The organism is Acinetobacter sp. YH12049, from assembly GCF_013419875.1.
GTDB classification, from domain to species: domain Bacteria; phylum Pseudomonadota; class Gammaproteobacteria; order Pseudomonadales; family Moraxellaceae; genus Acinetobacter; species Acinetobacter amyesii.
In genome coordinates, this window is record NZ_VOZH01000016.1 from 53,512 (window position 1) to 73,648 (window position 20,137).

General features: G+C 40.9%; 18 protein-coding genes. 13 read left to right on the top strand and 5 right to left on the bottom strand.

Annotated elements, in window-relative coordinates:
• Positions 1-66 precede the first annotated feature (66 nt).
• The 3 genes from typA (at position 67) to FTU05_RS08915 (ending at position 3,087) form a co-directional block, all read left to right on the top strand.
• Positions 67-1,902, top strand: coding sequence for a translational GTPase TypA (gene typA, locus FTU05_RS08905; RefSeq protein ID WP_078191150.1), 1,836 nt, complete (start codon positions 67-69; stop codon positions 1,900-1,902).
• A 291-nt stretch (positions 1,903-2,193) separates the two neighbouring features.
• A complete protein-coding gene (gene mscL / locus FTU05_RS08910) occupies positions 2,194-2,628 on the top strand; it encodes a large conductance mechanosensitive channel protein MscL (protein ID WP_126037829.1) in 435 nt (144 codons plus the stop codon).
• Positions 2,629-2,754: 126 nt separating this feature from the next.
• Entirely contained in the window at positions 2,755-3,087 is a 333-nt protein-coding gene (locus FTU05_RS08915) for a gamma-glutamylcyclotransferase family protein (RefSeq protein ID WP_180135591.1), read from the top strand.
• Between the two features lie 37 nt (positions 3,088-3,124).
• On the opposite strand, the gene FTU05_RS08920 is transcribed toward FTU05_RS08915, so the two are convergent.
• Complete coding sequence (locus FTU05_RS08920) at positions 3,125-3,406, bottom strand: peptidylprolyl isomerase (protein WP_067764891.1); 282 nt, start codon at positions 3,404-3,406, stop codon at positions 3,125-3,127.
• Positions 3,403-4,257: a bifunctional DNA-formamidopyrimidine glycosylase/DNA-(apurinic or apyrimidinic site) lyase gene (gene mutM / locus FTU05_RS08925; protein ID WP_180109752.1), complete on the bottom strand. Its 855-nt coding sequence runs from the start codon at positions 4,255-4,257 to the stop codon at positions 3,403-3,405. The genes FTU05_RS08920 and mutM overlap by 4 nt, the downstream gene beginning before the upstream one ends.
• A gap of 388 nt (positions 4,258-4,645) precedes the next feature.
• Between mutM and FTU05_RS08930 the strand changes: the two genes are divergently transcribed.
• From FTU05_RS08930 to FTU05_RS08945, 4 genes are all read left to right on the top strand, one after another.
• The gene (locus FTU05_RS08930) at positions 4,646-5,908 is read left to right on the top strand and encodes a carbohydrate porin (protein ID WP_180109753.1); all 1,263 of its coding nucleotides are present in this window, start codon (positions 4,646-4,648) and stop codon (positions 5,906-5,908) included.
• A gap of 18 nt (positions 5,909-5,926) precedes the next feature.
• Positions 5,927-8,107 (top strand): TonB-dependent receptor, encoded by a 2,181-nt coding sequence (locus tag FTU05_RS08935; protein WP_180165032.1) that lies wholly within the window; start codon positions 5,927-5,929, stop codon positions 8,105-8,107.
• Between the two features lie 12 nt (positions 8,108-8,119).
• Positions 8,120-9,235 (top strand): NADH:flavin oxidoreductase/NADH oxidase, encoded by a 1,116-nt coding sequence (locus FTU05_RS08940; RefSeq protein WP_168378535.1) that lies wholly within the window; start codon positions 8,120-8,122, stop codon positions 9,233-9,235.
• An 81-nt stretch (positions 9,236-9,316) separates the two neighbouring features.
• A complete protein-coding gene (locus FTU05_RS08945) occupies positions 9,317-10,246 on the top strand; it encodes an AEC family transporter (RefSeq protein ID WP_180027265.1) in 930 nt (309 codons plus the stop codon).
• A gap of 72 nt (positions 10,247-10,318) precedes the next feature.
• On the opposite strand, the gene FTU05_RS08950 is transcribed toward FTU05_RS08945, so the two are convergent.
• Entirely contained in the window at positions 10,319-11,125 is an 807-nt protein-coding gene (locus FTU05_RS08950) for a tetratricopeptide repeat protein (RefSeq protein WP_180165034.1), read from the bottom strand.
• A gap of 249 nt (positions 11,126-11,374) precedes the next feature.
• Between FTU05_RS08950 and FTU05_RS08955 the strand changes: the two genes are divergently transcribed.
• Together FTU05_RS08955 and FTU05_RS08960 are read left to right on the top strand one after the other, a co-directional pair.
• On the top strand, positions 11,375-11,620 hold the full coding sequence (locus tag FTU05_RS08955; protein ID WP_078191141.1) for a hypothetical protein: 246 nt from the start codon (positions 11,375-11,377) through the stop codon (positions 11,618-11,620).
• A 208-nt stretch (positions 11,621-11,828) separates the two neighbouring features.
• Positions 11,829-13,010 carry a sorbosone dehydrogenase family protein gene (locus FTU05_RS08960; RefSeq protein ID WP_180105794.1) on the top strand — a complete coding sequence of 394 codons (1,182 nt, stop codon included), beginning with the start codon at positions 11,829-11,831 and terminating at the stop codon, positions 13,008-13,010.
• 83 nt (positions 13,011-13,093) lie between these two features.
• Here FTU05_RS08960 and FTU05_RS08965 read toward each other — a convergent pair whose 3' ends face one another.
• Positions 13,094-14,344, bottom strand: coding sequence for a YgcG family protein (locus FTU05_RS08965; RefSeq protein ID WP_180165036.1), 1,251 nt, complete (start codon positions 14,342-14,344; stop codon positions 13,094-13,096).
• 99 nt (positions 14,345-14,443) lie between these two features.
• Positions 14,444-15,172 (bottom strand): folate-binding protein YgfZ, encoded by a 729-nt coding sequence (locus FTU05_RS08970; RefSeq protein WP_180027261.1) that lies wholly within the window; start codon positions 15,170-15,172, stop codon positions 14,444-14,446.
• 623 nt (positions 15,173-15,795) lie between these two features.
• Here FTU05_RS08970 and acnD point away from each other — a divergent pair.
• The 4 genes from acnD to FTU05_RS08990 all read left to right on the top strand — a co-directional run bounded on the left by acnD (position 15,796) and on the right by FTU05_RS08990 (position 20,015).
• Positions 15,796-18,414 (top strand): Fe/S-dependent 2-methylisocitrate dehydratase AcnD, encoded by a 2,619-nt coding sequence (gene acnD / locus FTU05_RS08975; protein ID WP_180165038.1) that lies wholly within the window; start codon positions 15,796-15,798, stop codon positions 18,412-18,414.
• The gene (locus tag FTU05_RS08980; protein WP_180165040.1) at positions 18,404-19,060 is read left to right on the top strand and encodes an SHOCT domain-containing protein; all 657 of its coding nucleotides are present in this window, start codon (positions 18,404-18,406) and stop codon (positions 19,058-19,060) included. Before acnD ends, FTU05_RS08980 begins: the two co-directional genes overlap by 11 nt.
• 377 nt (positions 19,061-19,437) lie before the next feature.
• The gene (locus FTU05_RS08985; protein ID WP_180165050.1) at positions 19,438-19,668 is read left to right on the top strand and encodes a type II toxin-antitoxin system VapB family antitoxin; all 231 of its coding nucleotides are present in this window, start codon (positions 19,438-19,440) and stop codon (positions 19,666-19,668) included.
• Positions 19,669-19,799: 131 nt separating this feature from the next.
• Entirely contained in the window at positions 19,800-20,015 is a 216-nt protein-coding gene (locus FTU05_RS08990) for a hypothetical protein (protein ID WP_180009912.1), read from the top strand.
• The last annotated feature ends 122 nt before the right edge of the window (positions 20,016-20,137 follow it).

Genomic DNA, 20,137 nt, shown 5'->3' on the forward strand with positions numbered 1-20,137 from the left:
GTCACTACTAAAATCTATATTTTTTCTGTATAATTTGCCCTCAAACTTTAGGCGTATCGAATTCACATGTCAGATATTAAAACTCTCCGTAACATTGCCATCATCGCGCACGTCGACCATGGTAAAACTACTCTTGTAGACAAACTTTTACAGCAATCAGGTGCTCTTGGCGATCGCGCAGGCGAGATCGAACGTGTAATGGATTCTGGCGCTATTGAAAGCGAACGTGGTATTACCATTCTTGCAAAAAACACTGCAATCAAATGGTTAGACAAGCGTACTAACACTGAATACCGTATCAATATCGTGGATACCCCGGGACACGCCGACTTCGGTGGTGAAGTAGAACGTGTAATGTCAATGGTTGACTGCGTACTTCTTCTTGTTGACTCTCAAGAAGGCCCAATGCCACAAACTCGTTTTGTAACGCAAAAAGCGTTCGCACGTGGTTTGAAACCAATCGTAATTATTAACAAAGTCGACAAGCCAAACGCGCGTCCTGACTGGGTAATTGACCAAGTATTCGATTTGTTCGACAACCTTGGTGGTTCTGACGAACAGTTAGACTTCCCAGTTGTATATGCTTCAGGTCTTCGTGGTGTGGCTGGTCCATCTCCAGAAGAACTTGCTGAAGACATGACTCCATTGTTCGAAACAATTGTAGACATCGTTGAACCACCAGCGGTTGACGTTGACGGTCCATTCCAAATGCAAGTGTCTTCACTTGATTATAACAGCTTCGTAGGTGTTATCGGTGTTGGTCGTATTCAACGTGGTTCAGTGAAATTAAACACTCCTGTAACTGTAATCGACAAAGACGGTAAAACACGTAATGGTCGTATCTTAAAAATCATGGGTTACCATGGTTTAGAGCGTATCGATGTTGAATCAGCTTCTGCTGGTGACATCGTTTGTGTAACGGGTATTGATGAACTTCATATCTCTGACACAATCTGTGATCCAAAAGCTGTTGAAGCTTTACCTGCACTTTCTGTAGACGAACCTACAGTATCGATGACTTTCCAAGTAAACAACTCACCGTTTGCTGGTAAAGAAGGTAAATTCGTAACTTCACGTAATATCCGTGAACGTCTAGATCGCGAATTGATTCACAACGTAGCATTACGTGTTGAAGATACTGACAGTCCTGACCGTTTCAAAGTGTCTGGTCGTGGTGAGCTTCACCTTTCAGTTCTTATTGAAAACATGCGTCGTGAAGGCTTCGAAATGGGCGTATCACGTCCACAAGTAATCATCAAAGAAATTGATGGTGAAAAACAAGAGCCATACGAAAACGTAACGTTTGACGTTGAAGAGCAGCACCAAGGCGCTGTAATGGAGCAAATGGGTCACCGTAAAGGTGAAATGACCAATATGGAAGTTGACGGTAAAGGCCGTATCCGTATTGAAGCAACTGTTCCTTCACGTGGTTTGATTGGTTTCCGTTCTGAATTCTTAACAATGACTTCAGGTACAGGTATCATGACTTCAAGCTTCTCGCACTACGGTCCAATGAAACAAGGTACTGTTGCGAAACGTCAAAACGGTGTGTTGATTTCTATGGTTCAAGGTACTTGCTTGGGCTATGCATTGTTCAGCTTACAAGACCGCGGCCGTCTATTTGCGCGTCCACAGTTAGAAGTTTATGAAGGTATGATCGTTGGTATTAACTCACGTTCAGACGACATGACTGTTAACCCAACTAAAGCGAAACAGTTAACTAACGTACGTGCTTCTGGTACTGATGATGCGTTGACTCTTGTTCCTGCAATTGAATATACGCTTGAACAAGCGCTTGAATTCATTGAAGATGACGAATTAGTTGAAGTAACGCCTAAGTCAATCCGTATCCGTAAACGCTGGTTGACTGAAAACGAACGTAAACGTAACCGTAACGGTTAATTTTACAGTTTCAAAAAAACCGCTGACTTAGGTTAGCGGTTTTTTTATGCATGGGTGTTTTGAATAAAAAGGGAAAACTTGAATGACTTTATTCATTTGATCCGACATGCATAATTTTGATAAATCCTTTTTAATAGAGTGAATGACTATAGTGAAAAATGTTTTGTGTGAATTTTTATACATGGCATTTAGAATCCAATAAAAACCAAGTAAATTAGGTGGAAATAGTTATACAGATATAATGTATACTTCGTCACATAAATTAAAGTCAAAAAATAACTGGAGATTTAGATGAGTATTGTTCAAGAATTCCGCGAATTTGCGGTAAAAGGCAACATGATTGATTTGGCTGTCGGTGTAATCATCGGTGGTGCATTTGGTAAAATTGTCGATTCATTGGTGAAAGACATCATCATGCCATTGATTACTGTGATCACTGGCGGTGGTGTGGATTTCACACAAAAGTTCTTTGTTTTGGGGGACAACCCAAATAATTTACAGTCTTTAGATGAGTTGACCAAAGCTGGGGTGAACGTCCTGACTTATGGTAACTTCCTTACGATTTTAATTAACTTCATCATTTTGGCATGGGTGGTGTTCTTAATGGTGAAAATGATTAATCGTATGCGCCGTAAACAAGAAGAAGCAGCGCCAGAACCAGCAGCAACGCCAGAAGATATCGAGTTACTACGTGAAATTCGTGATGAATTGAAAAAACGTCAGTAATCGAACGGTTAAAATAAAACGGCACATCAAGTGCCGTTTTTTATGTCTGAGACTTATCGAAAGACTGGTTTTTGTACAATTTTGACTTTATGATGCGCGCTGATTGAATAGCTGTGGTGATGCCGAATGAATCAATTATTTGTCTATGGGACGCTCCGTCCAAATCATGAAAATGCCCATCTTTTAGAGCGTATAGGTGGAACATGGCAAAAAGGCTATGTGCATGGCGTGGTGCATATTTTGGATTGGGGACCTGACAAAGGCTTATTCGCCATTGTTTTAGATCCGCAAGCAGCAGCAGTTGAAGGATATTTTTTTAGCAGTGAAAAATTAACCGAACATTGGGATGCGTTGGATGAGTTTGAAGGGATACAGTATCAGCGTGTCAAAGTGAATGTACAGCTAGATTCAGGTGAGCAGACGACAGCATGGGTCTATGAAATGAAAAACGCAGCTTAAGGGCTGCGTTTTAAGTTGGACTGCTGTAAACAGCGGCTTAATCCATCCGAAACTTAATTTCTAATAAGTGCCAGCCGAACTGGCTTTTAATTGGGCCATGCAGTTCACGTTCAGGTAGGGTAAAAACCGCTTTATCAATTGGCCCAACCAACTGGCCTTTTTTAATGTCACCGAGCTCACCACCTTTTTTACCCGAAGGGCATGTCGAATGCTGCTTTGCAATTTTGGCAAAGTCCGCACCGCCTTTGATTTTCTTTTTCAGTTGCTCACATAGTTCTTTATCTTTGACTAATATGTGGCGAACAATCGCAGACTTCATGCTTTATTTCCTTTTAGGGTTTTCTTAGTCAGCATTTTAACCTTTTTTAAAGGTTGGCACTCAGGGCAAAACACCGAAGCACGCTGTCCCAGTTTGATATTTTGCAATGTGGTTTCACAGTTGATGCACATTTCACCTGCGCGTCCGTAGGCGAGTAGGGTTTGTTGGAAATAACCATTTTCGCCCATCGCATTGCTGTAATCGCGTAAAGTTGAACCGCCTAAATCAATCGCCTGTTTTAAAATGCGTTTGATTTCGATGACCATTTTCTCAACTTGTTCAAAACTCAAACTTGATGCTGGCTGTGCAGGGTGTATGCCGAGGTTAAATAGGCTTTCCGTTGCATAAATATTGCCGACACCGACCACGATATGATTGTCCATGATCGACACTTTGATACCGGTCTGCTTATTTTTAAATTTTTGGAATAAGTATTCAGCATTAAACGCATCACTCAGCGGTTCAGGGCCAAGCGTGTCAATCAGTTTGCTTTGAGACCATGCATCTAACCACAAAATACAGCCAAAACGCCGTGGATCATGATAGCGTAATTGCATATCTTCAAAATGAATCACCAGATGATCATGCTTTCGTAATGCTTCATGACCTTCACAAATCCGAAAACTGCCAGACATGCCTAAATGCCATAGCATGCTGTCTTGTTCAAATTCAGCCAAAATGTATTTTGATCGACGGCTGAGCTGAAGCAGCTTTTGTCCGACGAGTTTTTGAATGTCGTCAGGAATAGGCCAACGCAGGCTCGACTGAAAAACCTCAACTTTGAGAACCTTTTCATTCAATAATGGCAATAAACTGGTTTTAGTGGTTTCTACTTCTGGTAATTCAGGCATAAAGGTCGAAGCAATGGGTCATTCAAGTTATGCATACTATTGGGTCTAGCCCAACAGAATGCAAGTTTCATCGCGGTCTGAGGGGATGTTTGAACAGGCTATTGATTATTAATTGTGAGAATAGTAAACCAATAAGTCACGATGGTGAGTTTGAATAAGCGATCAGAATTTTAAAATTTAATTTTCAAAAATATAAGATATTGAAAAATAATAACTAAAAATATTGCATAACAATAGATTTATTTAAAATCATTTATTGATAAATTAAAGTTTTGTGAATGATAAAAATAATGCTGAGATAGAACGTGAAAAATTATGTAATTTTTGTGACATTAGATTTCAAGCCTTGTGGCTTGTCTAGAGACTCTCTCCAGATTTAGGTTTTACCATGAAAAAATACAGTCTAGCTCTTCTACCTGCATTTGTTGCAGCAGCCATGACACATGTTCACGCCGCAGAAGCATTCGACACTAAAGGTCAGTACATGCTCGGGGATTGGGATGGTAAACGTACCGAACTTGCACAACAAGGTGTGAAGTTTGAGGCCAATATTGCTGCTGATGCTGCCTATCTTGCCGATGGCGGTCGTAATCCGGGACATTCAGCAACGGTAGCCAGCCAATTGTGGTTAGGTACACAGCTTGATATGGAAAAACTCGCAGGTTGGGATGGCGTGACTGTGCGTGCTGTAATGACTGCACGTCAAGGTCAAAGTACCTCAGTTCGTGATTTGCAAGGAGATGTTCCTCAATTGGCAAATGCACAAGCCAATTTTGGTCGTGGTAATCAGGACAGTCGCTTAACTGAATTATCGATTGAAAAGAATTTTAAAGAACAAGGTATTAGTGTTAAAGCCGGTCGTCTTGGTGTCGGTATGGACTTTAACGTGATGGCGTGTGATTTTGCCAGCAATGCCTTTTGTGCTGCACAAATGGGTAAATGGCAAGGTTCTATGTGGATGAATACCCCAGTTTCACAATGGGGTGGACGTGTGAAATACCAAGCGACACCAGAACTTGCGGCACAAGTCGGTGTTTATGAATTTAACCCTGACAATGGTAATGCCAAAGCAGAAGGTCAAGGTTGGAGTCTAGATACAGATCATGCTGATGGCGTAACCATTCCCGTAGAATTGGTTTGGACACCAAAATCATTGGTCAATGGCTTACCGGGCAGCTACCGCTTTGGTGCGATGTACAACACTGCAGATAATGTAAAAAATCAAAAAGACATTATTTCGGGTGAAGCTGAAGATCGTACCTTTGGTGGTTGGGTAGCGATTGAGCAACAGTTAACGTCTACAGGTGAAGGCAAACGTGGTTTGCATAGCTTTGCCAATTTTACTTGGCATGATCGTGTCACCACAAAAGTTGATAACTCACAGCAGTTGGGTTTGAAATACATTGGATTGGCCGATCGTTTACCTAACGATATGGTCGGCTTGGGCGTGAACCGTGTGCATGTCAATGATCGACTTTCTGCTGAGAAATTTGATGCAAGTGCAGAATATAATGTCGAGTTGAACTATAGCCATAACCCGACGAAATGGTTGATGATTCGCCCTAGTTTACAATATGTGATTAACCCAGGCTCAACAAATCGAGTTGATGATGCTTTCCTAATTGGTTTAAGCTCTAAGGTAATCTTCTAATGTCAAAATAGGTGCTCTATGCAAAGTAAATTTAACGTCACATCATTTAAGACACATTTACTTTGCCTGACGGCATGTATTAGCCAACAGCTGTATGCAGAAACAGGTTCTACGGAACCTGTTTTACTTCCTGAGATTACCATTGAAGCACCACGAACCAATACCACGTGGTTAAAAACACCTGCATCGGTATACCGTGTACAGCAGGCTGAAAATAATAACAATACGGGCGTCAATCTGTCTGAAACCTTAAAAGGTGTGCCCGGACTACAACTGAATAACCGTGAAAACTATGCACAAGACTTGCAACTGTCTATGCGAGGCTTTGGCGCACGTTCAACATTTGGTGTGCGTGGTATCCGTTTATATGTTGATGGAATCCCTGCGACTATGCCGGATGGGCAAGGACAGACGTCAAACATCGATATGAGTAGCTTAAATCATATCGAGGTATTGGGCGGGCCATTTTCTTCTTTATATGGCAACTCTTCGGGTGGGGCAATCTTAACAACAACCAAGCAAGGTACTGGAAAAGACTCGATCGAACTCGGCTATTCGGGCGGCAGTCATAATAAAAGCCGTGCTGATATTGTGCTGCAAGGTGGCTCAGAACAGGCCAATGAACCTAGCTATGTTGTCAGTTCTTCTTATTTTGAAACCGATGGGTACCGTGATCATAGTGCCGCAAATAAGGTACTTAGCAATGCAAAACTGACTTGGGATCTGGATGATGGTTCCAAGGTCAATTGGATTGTGAATCATGTGGATATCAATGCCGATGATCCACAAGGGTTGACTCGGGAGAAATTGCGTCAAAATCCGAAACAGCAAGTAGCATTTTTAAAGCAGTTTGATGTACGTAAAGAAATTAACCAAACTCAAACGGGCTTAACATGGAAAAAACCATTGAATGATCAGCATGAACTTAATGCAATGGTATATATGGGGCAACGTGATGTAACCCAGTATCAATCGATTCCTAAAGGTGAGTATTCAATCAATTTAGGCTTAGATGAAGATGGAAATCCAATATCATCAACAAGTCAAAGAAACCCTCGCCATGCAGGCGGTGTGATTGATTTTAGCCGTGACTATTATGGAACAGATATTCGCTGGACAGGCAAAGACCTCTTGCCGAATACGCGTTTAACTGCAGGCCTTGCCTTTGATTACATGGATGAAGACCGTAAGGGCTATGAAAATTTTGATGCCAATGACAATTATGGCGTGAAAGGTGATTTACGCCGTGATGAAAATAATACCTTGTGGAATTTAGATCCCTATGTACAAGCTTCGTGGAATTTTTTACCCAATTGGACTTTAGATACAGGGCTACGATATAGCAATGTACACTATGAGTCTAAAGATCATTATCAGCAGCAAGCAGTATATGCAGCAGATAAAGACAATGGTGACGACAGCGGTAAAACTGACTATGACAAAGTTTTACCTTCAGCAGCGTTAAGCTGGAATATTGCACCTCAACTGAATGCCTATGTCAGTTATGCCAAAGGTTTTGAAACACCGACCTTTACAGAAATGGCCTATTCTAAAGATGACGGCATGAATTTTGATTTAAAACCGGCCAGTAGCGATAACTACGAGCTTGGGCTTAAATCACAAAATGCATGGGGGAATTTCACTGCAGCAGTGTTCCAAAGTAAAACCCAAGATGACATCGTCTCTGCAGGAAGTATCAATGGTCGTGCAACCTATAAAAATGCCGATAAAACCTTACGTGAAGGTGTTGAGCTTTCGTGGAATAAACAGCTATGGCGAGATTTAAGCGCGCAAGCAAGCTACAGTTATATCGATGCCACTTTTGATGCCGCAATTCCTGACAGTGATGTCGTCAAAGGCACTTATATACCGGGTATCGCCAAAAACCAAGCGTTTGCCGCACTGAATTGGCAGCCAGATATTGGCTTTAATGCCGGCCTAGATGTTCGCTATATGGATAAAGTCTATGTCGATGATGCCAACAGTGATGCCGCGTCGAGCTATACCGTGGTTTCTGCCAACGCAGGTTATGTGTGGAAACAAGCCGATTGGAAAGTTAAAACCTATGTACGTGCAGATAATTTGTTTGATGAGAACTATGTCGGTTCAGTGATCGTCAATGATGGAAACGGACGCTTCTTTGAACCCGCGGATGGTTTGAATTGGAGTGCAGGATTAAGTGTGACCAAAGCCTTCTAAAAGGAGAGTAATGTGGCGTTGTTATTTCAACCAATTCAGTTTGGAACATTGGGGCTGACTAATCGAATCGTGATTGCACCCATGTGTCAATATTCTGCCAATGAGCAAGGGGAGTTAAGCTATTGGCATGAACAACAATGGGCGAATTATGCCTTGTCAGGTGCCGGACTTTGTATCGTCGAGGCAACGGCTGTACAGGCAGAGGGACGCATTAGCTATGCAGACCTCGGTCTTTGGAATGATATGCAACGCGCACAGATGAAGGCACTATTGGCCAAGGTGAAATCACTTTCCCCTATGCCATTTGCTATCCAACTGGCACATGCGGGTCGTAAGGCATCGACAGATAAACCTTGGGCAGGACGTGGACAATTACCCCCAGATCATCCTCAAGGATGGCAAACTGTTTCAGCAAGTGAGTTGCCCTTTAATGTCACAGATCATGCACCCCATGCTTTAAGTCGAGATGAAATCCAGCAGATCATTCAAGACTTTGCCGATTCAGCAAAACGCGCGGTAGATGCAGGCTTTGACTTAATTGAGCTACATGCTGCACATGGTTATTTACTGCATCAATTTATGTCACCATTGTCGAATCATCGTAGCGATGAATATGGTGGCAGTTTGGAAAATCGCATTCGTCTAACCCTTGAAGTGTTCCAAGCCATGAAAAATGCCGTGCCTGAAGATTATCCAATAGGGGTACGTATTTCCGCAACTGATTGGATGGAATATACTGAAGCACCGAGTTGGGATCTAGACTCGGCTGTTGGTTTGTCAAAAGCGCTTGCACAACTAGGCACAGCCTATATTCATGTTTCTAGTGGCGGCTTAGATGTTGCGCAAAAAATTCAATTACAAGCCAGTTATCAAGTGCCTTTTGCTGAAGCCATTAAGCAAGCCGTTCAGGTTCCCGTAATTGCTGTTGGTTTAATTACCGAAGCAATGCAAGCCGAAGGCATCTTACAATATGGCATGGCAGATGCGATTGGTCTTGCTCGTGCAATTCAATATGACCCGCGTTGGCCATGGCATGCTGCTGCAGAACTCGGTGAAAATTTAAAAATTTCTCCGCAGTACTTACGCTGTCAGCCACATGCACAAAGAAGTCAATTTACGGCTTTCTAATTTTCAAAATTTATAGCGGTCCGATCTACACTCTCAGGTTGAGGGTGTGGATGGCTGAGTCTATTACACAGGATATTTCGTATGGTCTTTGAGGTGATTGGTCCAATCTTTTTTCTTTTGGCCTTGGGATATCTGTCTGTAAAATGCAGTTTATTGAGTAAAGAACAAGTTGGAACCATTGGTGCATTTGTGATTAAAATTGCACTGCCGGCTTTGTTTTTTCAGTCATTAGCTTCTAAAGATTTGCATCAAATTTGGTATCCTGGCTATTTCTTTGTTTATACCGGAGTCACATTTTTATTGTATGGCATGGCCTATTGGCTATTGTCGACACATTTTAAAAATAATATGTCGCAAACAGCGGTACTGTCATTAGGCGCTGGCATGTCAAATACAGGCTTAATTGGCACTGCAGTCCTAAGCTTATTGGTCGGTCAAAATGCGATGACCTATACCTCACTAATCGTCATCATTGAAAGTGTGCTGCTGATTCCAACGGTGCTAGTCCTTGCACAATTAGGAAGTTCACAGCAAAAAGCCAATATTGGCGACATCATCAAAAATACCTTAATGACCCTGTTAAAAAATCCACTCTTTGCAGGGGTAATGCTAGGGATTGGGTTTGCAATTTTCCAAATCCGTTTGCCTCATCAAATCAATGATGTACTGGCGATGTTAGGTCAAACGGCTTCACCATTGGCGCTGTTTGCAATTGGTGGTGGGATTGTCGGTATGAGCTTAAAGTATGTGAATGCTCAGAGCTTCTATTTGGTGATTTCAAGCAACTTGGTGATGCCTTTACTGACTTATTTAGGCTTACGTTATTTGACCGATGTCAGCCAAGAGATGTTATATGCAGGGACGATTATTGCCGCATTGCCGATGCCGACGATTTTTGCCATGCTTGGGCAAGTTTATGGCTTAAATGAAAAGACCTTAACGCCTTTGTTGATGAGTACCATCTTGGGATTTGTCGTAACAGGTGTATTAATCAGTCTGTGGTGGGCGTGATTTTGATCAGCTCAAGATTTTCTTAATCCCATGAAAAAGCCCTGCATATGCAGGGCTTTTTTTAATGCTTAATTAACTCTTTTTCGCATTGGCTTTAGGTGCTTTGGCTTGTTCAGCGATCATTTTATCCACGGTTGCCAAAGATTCTTTGGCTTGCGGAATATTTTCTTTGGCTAATGCGCTAAATATTTTTTTAGCTTCAGGCAAATTTTGCGGGATGATATTGCCATTTACAAACATATTGCCCACTGCCATCAATGCAGGGACATAACCTTTTTTCGCTAACTCTTGAATGCTATTTAGACCTTGCTGAATAGGCTTTTCATTTTTAGTTTTAAAGCCAGCACTGATATCATAAAGTGCTTTGGCATGAATCGCAGGGTAGTTGCCTTTTTTAATCAGCGGATCAAGTTTACTGAGTGCCAATTTATCTGACTCAGGTTTATTTTCTGCAAAAAGTAAAATGGCATAGTCGATGGAGGCATCTTCAAAACCAGCCGAAGATGCGCGTTCTAAATATTGTTTGGCCTTATTGGTATCTTGTTTTAAGCCCAGCGTGCCCGTTGCATAATTTTTACCTAACACATAGTTAGCAACTGGGTAGCCTTTGGCTGCAGCCTGTTCATAGAGTTGGATGGCTTTTTTCTCATCCTTCGCTACGCCTTGACCTGTTTGAGTAAGATAGCCCAAATTATAAGTGGCCTGAGCATTACCTTTTGCTGCAAGCTTGCTCAGTGTTTGGTAGGCGCCATTCATATCTTTGGCCTTGACCATAGCTTCCACTTTAGCAAATTCAGGATCGACGGCATCTGTTTTGGTTTCAGCAAAAGCCAATTGAGTGCTCATTGCTAAAATGCTTGCGAATAGGATTTTTTTCATCTTTAAACCTTTTATAAATCATACACATAATTCCGTTTATGTGTTTTGGTGGTTATTTTTGTCGGTTTTTACATCATAGGTAGATTTACGTAAATGTAAAGTGAGGAATTGTGATTTAAAGCGTTTTTATAAAATAATGTTGATTGCCCTTAGCGCTTTAAATGCTATGACTTTATTGCATTAAAAGCCTTTGCAAAAAAGCAGGACTCTGATTTAATCGCGCATTGTTATTTTCTCTGAGGCAGCGCGATGTTTATTAAAGGCATTAAACGCAATTACGATAAAATCAATGCAGATGAATCGATTGCAGATGAAGATAAAATTGATGCGCTTTTGATGAAACTGGGTGCAGAGTTTTTAGTCAGTAAAGAGGATCGGGTTTATATTTTCAAAAAAGGCGATTTAGAAGCTAAATTTGATGCCAAACATGCGCGCGCCTATCATTTTAAAGAATATGTATGCAAAGACATGAATAAGTTGTTTCATGGATTTTGATTAAAATCATGATTTAAAAACGAAGACGTGAGGGGGAATAAAGTTCCTCCTTATTTTTGACTGTTGTGTGCTGCAACAGCATATGTGATTTAAAAAAACCTTTCTTTTCAAAAGTATAATATTTTCTAAAAATATAAATTGAATAAAATAGATACAAGGCATCTATGATGAATATAGATATACATGATTCATTGAGATGTATTTAAATATGATAAAAATAAGCGCCATCTTGATCTTTAGTTTCGTCTGTTCAATGACCAGTTGGGCGCAACAACCCAAACTTGTACCGCATCCAATCCATTTAAAAAATGGCAAGCAGTTTTCATTAAATTTGCCTGCGCAGTATGAAATTATTCCTGCTGCCGAAGGTCTCAAATGTGTTCGTTTTTTTGCGCAAGCACCTGATCGCAGAATGCTTGTCACGGATATGTATGATCTAACAGATAATAAAAAAGGTACTGTATATATATTGGATGATTGGAATGCTGACACAGGTAAATTTGGCAAAATCATTCCTTATTTGACTGGTTTGAGAAATCCAAATTCAGTTCAGTTTTATACCGATGCTCAAGGACAGGATTGGCTCTATTTGGCAGAAACACACCAACTGACACGGCAAAAATTCAACAAAGGAGAAACTCAGCCTTCGAGTAAGGCTGAAGTTTTAGCGACATTTCCTGATTATGGTTTGAGTTATAAATACGGCGGTTGGCATCTGACGCGGACGATTGCAGTCGGTGGAAATGGAAAGATTTATGTGTCGGTTGGCTCGAGTTGTAATGCGTGTGTAGAGAAAGAAAAAGTGCGAGCCTCAGTCATCGAGATGAATCCTGATGGTTCAGAGCAACGGATGTATGCGACAGGTTTACGTAACGCAGTTGGATTAAAATGGATCGGAAAATTTCTATTTGCAACCAATCAAGGTTCCGATCATTTGGGAAGTAAAAAGCCCGATGAAACTTTTTATGCGTTAAAGCGGGATGCCGATTATGGCTGGCCCGCATGTTATTCATGGCAGGGCAAAGTCTTGGCGGATTCTAAATTTAAACGTGCATCTGGCTGTAAAAATGTTCCATCGCCCTATGCTTATTTTCCTGCACATTCCTCTGCATTGGGTTTTGATTATTTTGATGACCCTCATACCGATGCCACTATTAAAAATGCTTTTTTAGTGGCTTTGCATGGCTCTACCGACGAGGCGATTGGTCATGGCTATCAAATTGCAATGATGCGTAAAGGACAAAAACTTGAAACCTTTATGGATGGTTTTTTAGTCGGTAAAACGGTGTATGGGCGACCCGCAGATATTTATAAGATCGATGGAAAATCATTTTATTTTTCAGATGATCGGGCAGGAGTGATTTATTATGTGAGGGAAAAAAATGAGTGATATAAAAGCCAAAATTTTTAGGCTTTGGCTTTAAATGATTGGATTTTAAAAATTACGATTTAATCGCAACTTCGTTTTAGGTATTACCATGAACCCGAGGCGCCACCACCACCTGAGCTTCCTCCTGATTCTCTTGAAGAAGAGGAAGAACTACTTGAGCTGCTTCCTGATGAAGAACTGCTGCTTGACGATGAAGAGCTGTAACTAGAGGAAGAAGACTGACTTGATTCGTTCGTTCTATTGAAAGGATTTAAACGCTCATATTGTTCATCCAACATTTTTTGACGTGCTTTTTCTTGTAAATATTGATTATAAAAAGCAGTGAGATAGGTATTTTCAGTACCTGCTCTGAATCGATATAAAAACACTGCATATCTTAATAAAAGCAAAATAAAACAAGTGGTTATGGTTGTTAATATAATGAATGATATTTGAGGATAGAATTCGATGAAGTAAAAAATGCCGAAGCCAAATAAAGCAAAAATCTGAAGTGGTAAGCTGTATAAAATAGTTTTAAGTAATCTGTATTGTTCATTGAAGGGAAGAAATATAGTCAACATAAAAGGGGCATAAAGAGGAATAGATGCGCAAAGTAAAAATGCAATTTTTTCAAAATTTAAATAACCAAAAATCAAAAGATGAATAAAAATTTCAAAGATAAGGAGTCCAATAAAAGCACCTAAGGCACCATTAGTACCAAATTTAATAATCACTTTTGTGTAACACCAATAGAGTGGGATACACAATAAGAATGATAGAAATATTCCAGCTATTGTTTTTAGAATGTGATCTATTTTTTGATCTTCGTTTTTAGGTTTACCAAGAGTAATTGATTTATCTAGTAACTTTTTTTGTGTTTCTTTAAAGCCATTAAAATAGTCATTATTTTGGAAATTTGGAGCGAGGGTGTGTCGAATTATGCGCCCAGCTTCTATATCAGTTAAATCTCCCTCTAAACCATAACCTACCTCGAACCGTATTTTACGATCATCTTTTGCAACCAAAAGTAGTAAGCCGTTATCGAGCTTTTCATTGCCAATTTTAAGTTTATTGAATATCTCAAGTGCATATTGATCAATAGCTTTTCCATTGGTCGAGGGAATCATCAAAATTTTAAAGTCGACATGCTTTTGCTGATAAAGCTGCTCGTTTTGATTTTTTAACTGGGCAATTTCATCGCGGGAAAGCGAATTGGTTTGATCGACCACATTGCTATTTTTTAGCTCTTCCAATACCGCTGAATTTATCTCGGCATAAATATTTGGCGATATAAAACAACTAATGAGAATGAGGCAATTCAATAAGAAAAAGCGAAATGGAAAAGGGATAAGCATTTTTATAAATCTTTATATTTTGTTGTAATTTTAAATAGTAATCAGAATAAGAGCCAAACAGCTTTTGTAATTTGGCTCTTATTTTAAAAATTAAGATGTTTAAGCAGGTCTCGCCACATCACCATTCAATGCTTCAGGCAAGGCTAAAACTGTCACATCTAACTCTTCCAAAGCTTCTGGACGTGCCACCACTAAAGCTACATAACCATTTTCTACAGCCGCGCTATTGACCACTTGTACGCCTTTATTCAGCTGTTCGCCTTGTGCAGGCGCAGTTCCTGTGCCTTGAATTGCATGCAACCAAGCTTTTGGTTTGGCTTTAAACCATAAACGTGCAATCACTTCCTGACCCAAATAACAGCCTTTGTCATAGTGGACGCCTTCACGCTGATGTAGACGTAACTCTTGCGGTTGGAACACATGTTCAATCGCTTGGTCAATATAGGCTTGGCCTGCTTGAATGGCTTGAATTTCCCAAGCGGCGATATCTGTTGCTTCAGTTGCGAAGGTTGTTGTGTTTTCAGTCAAGGCCGGGAAAACTGCACCGGCTTCTTCCAGTTTCATTTTTGAAAAAGCGCCGAATTTTTTAATGTGTTTGGCAAATTCTTCGGCTTGATCTGCCGTTGTGACAATCTCAAAACTTTCAGGACTGTGTTTGGTCAGCCACAGGCCAAAATGAATGCGGCCTTTCAGGTCGCAGATCACGGTATAGCGGGTTTGATTTTCTTCCAGACGCTCCGCATGCAAAGTGACTTGGCCTTGCAGGAATTTTTGTGCGTCTACACCGTTTAAGGTGAATTTTTGGAAGCTGAGGGAAGCGTCAGTCATAAGATCGCCTATGCAAAATGCTGAAATATATATGGACTGAAATATAGCACATAGTCAGGCTGCGCTGAGGCAGGCCAGCGCTGAAAATAAGCTTTAAATAAGAAGAAAACGCTGCGCAGAAATCTGCTGCAGCGTGTGATGTAAAAACGAGCATTGCCCCATCAAAAGCACAAACAGGCCTGCGGTGCAGGAATACGCCCCGCGCAATGCAGCGGGACTGAAAATCTAGAGCGGCTATGCAGAGTTTAAATATGAATACAGCGCAGAAATATCCCTAAATAGAGAGAAGTAATCAAAATATTACGTTTAACACCATGATGCGGCAGAGCCGAATAAAGCGCGCGCAGCCAGCGAACCGGCAGGAAAATACTGTTTGAATGCTGATATAAGACTAAAGAAGGGGCTTAAAATCGGATGAATTTTCGGCAAATGCGGAATTTAGAGTGAATATTCCAAAGTTAATGTAACTAAATATTTCCAAAACCCCTGTTTTTATAATTAACTATATGAAATATATAAGATTTGGGAAATGGGTTTTCGGCAGTGTAGTATGCCTATCGAACAAAGATGAATTGTCTATGAAAAAGACAACGCAAAAATGAAAGACTGAGGGCAGGAACGCTATGAACAACAACTACCGTAAACCGCTGCAAGGCACCCAGCTAGAATACTTCGATGTGCGCCAAGCCGTAGAAGATATTCAGCCAGGCGCATACGCAAAACTCCCATATACATCTAAAGTCCTTGCAGAGCAGCTGGTGCGTAAATGCGACCCTGCAATCTTAGAACAGTCATTAAAAGAACTGATTAACCGCAAACAAGACCACGATTTCCCTTGGTACCCTGCGCGTGTGGTGTGCCATGACATCCTTGGTCAAACCGCCTTGGTTGACCTTGCAGGCTTGCGTGATGCGATTGCAGACCAAGGCGGCGACCCGTCAAAAGTCAATCCTGTAGTGCCGACTCAGCTGATTGTTGACCATTCTCTAGCTGTAGAGTTTGGCGGTTTTGACCCTGACGCATTTGAGAAAAACCGCGCGATTGAAGACCGCCGTAACGAAGACCGTTTCCATTTCATTGAATGGACTAAAACAGCCTTTGAAAATGTCGATGTGATCCCTGCGGGCAACGGTATCATGCATCAAATTAACTTGGAGAAAATGTCTCCAGTGATTCAAAACCGTGATGGTCTGGCATTCCCTGATACCTGCGTGGGTACAGACTCACATACGCCGCATACTGATGCATTGGGCGTAATTTCTGTTGGTGTCGGCGGTCTAGAAGCTGAAAATGTCATGCTCGGCCGTGCATCTTGGATGCGTCTACCCGACATCATTGGTGTAGAGCTTGTCGGTCAGCGTAAAGCAGGCATCACCGCAACTGACATCGTATTGGCTTTAACTGAATTCTTGCGTAAAGAACGTGTCGTCGGTGCTTATTTAGAGTTCTTCGGTGAAGGTGCAGACAGCATGTCTGTAGGTGACCGTGCAACGATCTCGAATATGACCCCTGAATATGGCGCAACGGCTGCGATGTTCTACATCGACCAAAACACCATTGATTACCTGACTTTGACAGGCCGTGAAGCGGATCAAGTGAAATTGGTTGAAACCTATGCCAAAGAAATCGGTCTTTGGGCGTCTGATATGACCGCTGCGGAATACCCGCGTGTACTACGTTTTGATTTATCACAAGTCACTCGTAATATTGCAGGTCCATCGAATCCACATGCACGTGTATCAACCGCTGATTTAAAAGCGAAAGGCATTGCAGGTAACTTAGAAGCGGCTAAAGCTCAGGAAGCTGAAGGTTTAATGCCTGATGGCGCAATCATCATTGCAGCAATCACCTCATGTACAAACACTTCTAACCCCCGTAATACCGTTGCGGCAGGTTTGTTGGCACGTAAAGCAAATGAATTAGGTTTAGTGCGTAAACCTTGGGTGAAATCATCATTTGCACCGGGTTCTAAAGCAGCCGCTTTATACCTAGAAGAAGCAGGTGTACTCGGTGATTTAGAAAAACTGGGCTTTGGTATCGTGGCATATGCATGTACCACGTGTAATGGTATGTCAGGTGCTTTAGATCCAAAAATCCAACAAGAAATTATTGATCGTGATTTGTACGCAACTGCGGTACTTTCAGGTAACCGTAACTTCGATGGTCGTATCCATCCTTATGCAAAACAAGCGTTCTTGGCTTCGCCTCCACTCGTTGTGGCGTATGCCATTGCAGGGACGATTCGTTTTGACATCGAAACCGATTCACTGGGTAATGACAAAGACGGTAATCCAATTTACTTAAAAGACATTTGGCCGTCTGATGCTGAAATTGATGCATTGGTGAAAAAAGCGGTGAAGCCTGAACAGTTTAAGAAAGTGTATATCCCAATGTTTGATTTGGGTGAGCGTGAAAAAGCGGCAAGCCCGTTATACGACTGGCGTCCGCAAAGTACTTATATCCGCCGTCCGCCGTATTGGGAAGGGGCTTTGGCTGCACCGCGTACACTTGCGAATATGCGTCCGCTTGCGATTCTGCCTGACAACATCACCACCGACCATTTGTCTCCATCGAATGCGATCATGATGGATTCGGCTGCGGGTGAATACCTGCATAAAATGGGCGTGCCAGAAGAAGACTTTAACTCATACGCAACCCACCGTGGTGACCATTTGACTGCACAGCGTGCGACATTTGCCAACCCGAAATTGTTTAATGAAATGGTGGTTCGCTCTGACGGTACGATCAAGCAAGGTTCAAAAGCGCGTGTAGAGCCTGAAGGCGAAGTGATGCGTATGTGGGAAGCGATTGAAACTTATATGAACCGTAAGCAGCCGCTGATCATCATTGCAGGTAAAGACTATGGTCAAGGTTCTAGCCGTGACTGGGCTGCCAAAGGTGTGCGCCTTGCGGGTGTAGAAGTAATTGTGGCAGAAGGTTTTGAGCGTATTCACCGTACTAACTTGGTCGGTATGGGCGTGTTACCGCTTGAGTTTAAAGCAGGGACTGATCGTAAAACTTTGAAGCTGGATGGTACTGAGCTGTATAGCGTGATTGGCAATATTGCGCCGCGTTCTGACCTGACTTTGGTGGTTGAGCGTTCTACAGCAGACGGCAAAAATGAAATTATTAAAGTGCCTGTGACTTGCCGTTTGGATACCGAAGAAGAAGTGCATGTGTATGAAGCGGGTGGTGTGTTACAACGCTTTGCACAGGATTTCTTGGAAGGGAATGTGGCTTGATGATTTAATCGGAATTCTGTTGATATTATTGGATAAAAGCCCTACTTTTTTTGTAGGGCTTTTATTTGAGATAACAATGAATAAACCATTAGAGTCATTAGAAATTTTAAAAATAATAACATTCATGCTTTTTCAATTATGCGTGGCTATGTTGATTGTAGGGCTAATTCCCGGGATATTGATTTTAATTGCATATTGGCTGATGCGTAGAGAGAAAGATATTAATGTATTGAATAGGTTTTCTAATTTAATTAATTCATATGTGAATTTAGTATATTTGGGGATTCTGATATGGGGAGGATGTATATTTTTTTTAGAGTTTAGAGGGGGGAGTGAAAATATCGATATTAGTTGGTTATTTTTAGTTGGTTTTTTAGTTGTCTTATTCTTAGTGACTACTTATTTCTATGAGTTTCTAATTGAGAAATTTTTTTTTAGTGTACTGTTAAGCCATAGTGAATGGGTTGAACAAAATGGAATATTTTCTTATAAAAAAGATCATGAGAGTTTGAGTGTTTTTAAGATGGAAAAGTTGAAATCTTATTCTGTCGCAGATGAACTGTTAAAGTGGAAAAAGCTTAGGGATGAAGGATTAGTGACAGAAGAAGAATATGAAATCATGAAAAGAAAAATTTTAGAAAACTAGGTATCATTTTGTTGAAATGATCAACTCATCTGGCTACAAAAGATAGTAATTTCTGAAACAATGTATACATATTCTTTTTATTGTTTCTAAATCAATTGGCTAAGAATGATTTTTTGCTAGCTCTAGAATTTCACACAGAAGTCAATTTATTCGTTGAATGCTATTACTAAGCTTGCTTAGTAATTTGTGCTGATTAAGTACGAATTACAAGAATAATGAGTTAAATAAAAGCATAACTAAGTTGCACGAATATAATAACCGACTGTTTTTAAGATAAGCTAATCAAGCGAGAGGGCTTTATTAAAGTTTTATGTTTATTAAAAAATTCATACTAAATATCTATCATAGGGCAATACCCAAACTAATGGTGTTGCCTTATTAGCACATCAAAAGTTTTTATGATAGGTCGCAGCCAAGCTATTCGTTTACCCAAAGAATTTCGCTTTAAAGGAAAAGAAGTCGAAATCTTTCGCAGGGGTGATGAAGTCATACTGCGTGAAAAACCTGTCACAGCAGATCAGCTATTTAAAGTTTTGGCGCAAATGCCTGACGACTTTTATGCAGAAACAAGAGTAGACGAACCACCACAAGAACGGGAAGCTATCTAAATTAGAAATAAAAAGAATTTCTGCATGTAGACGAATTGCAAGTAGAAAACTGGCTCAGCAAATCGCTGTAAACCCACCAAAATTTCCTTTCGAAATTATGCTTTGCCTAAATGCCATTATCAATTGTCGAAATGACCAATAGACATTCATCACAAGAGAGTTATACTGAATCTACCATTTCTAAAAACACATGGAGAACAAAAATGGTTACTGCTGGTCAAAAACCCGGAACAGGCTTCTATTTTTGTGTTCAATGCGGACACCGCGTCTACTTAGAAATTGGTACTGATCGTTTACCACCGTGTACCAAATGCCAAGGCAATCAATTTAACAATAAGAATGCCTAAGCTGCAAAACACTAACAGTTATCCGCTGTTTAGAAAGAAAAGCCCTATCACTCGATAGGGCTTTTTGCTAACGTATAACACTGCATCTATAAAAACAAATTGTACGTTTAACCGTTCGGAGA

Coding starts and splice junctions, on each gene's coding strand:
- typA (WP_078191150.1), top strand. CDS start 67: ATGTCAGATATTAAAACTCTCCGTAACATTGCCATCATCGCGCACGTC.
- mscL (WP_126037829.1), top strand. CDS start 2,194: ATGAGTATTGTTCAAGAATTCCGCGAATTTGCGGTAAAAGGCAACATG.
- FTU05_RS08915 (WP_180135591.1), top strand. CDS start 2,755: ATGAATCAATTATTTGTCTATGGGACGCTCCGTCCAAATCATGAAAAT.
- FTU05_RS08920 (WP_067764891.1), bottom strand. CDS start 3,406: ATGAAGTCTGCGATTGTTCGCCACATATTAGTCAAAGATAAAGAACTA.
- mutM (WP_180109752.1), bottom strand. CDS start 4,257: ATGCCTGAATTACCAGAAGTAGAAACCACTAAAACCAGTTTATTGCCA.
- FTU05_RS08930 (WP_180109753.1), top strand. CDS start 4,646: ATGAAAAAATACAGTCTAGCTCTTCTACCTGCATTTGTTGCAGCAGCC.
- FTU05_RS08935 (WP_180165032.1), top strand. CDS start 5,927: ATGCAAAGTAAATTTAACGTCACATCATTTAAGACACATTTACTTTGC.
- FTU05_RS08945 (WP_180027265.1), top strand. CDS start 9,317: ATGGTCTTTGAGGTGATTGGTCCAATCTTTTTTCTTTTGGCCTTGGGA.
- FTU05_RS08950 (WP_180165034.1), bottom strand. CDS start 11,125: ATGAAAAAAATCCTATTCGCAAGCATTTTAGCAATGAGCACTCAATTG.
- FTU05_RS08955 (WP_078191141.1), top strand. CDS start 11,375: ATGTTTATTAAAGGCATTAAACGCAATTACGATAAAATCAATGCAGAT.
- FTU05_RS08960 (WP_180105794.1), top strand. CDS start 11,829: ATGATAAAAATAAGCGCCATCTTGATCTTTAGTTTCGTCTGTTCAATG.
- FTU05_RS08965 (WP_180165036.1), bottom strand. CDS start 14,344: ATGCTTATCCCTTTTCCATTTCGCTTTTTCTTATTGAATTGCCTCATT.
- FTU05_RS08970 (WP_180027261.1), bottom strand. CDS start 15,172: ATGACTGACGCTTCCCTCAGCTTCCAAAAATTCACCTTAAACGGTGTA.
- acnD (WP_180165038.1), top strand. CDS start 15,796: ATGAACAACAACTACCGTAAACCGCTGCAAGGCACCCAGCTAGAATAC.
- FTU05_RS08980 (WP_180165040.1), top strand. CDS start 18,404: ATGTGGCTTGATGATTTAATCGGAATTCTGTTGATATTATTGGATAAA.
- FTU05_RS08990 (WP_180009912.1), top strand. CDS start 19,800: ATGACCAATAGACATTCATCACAAGAGAGTTATACTGAATCTACCATT.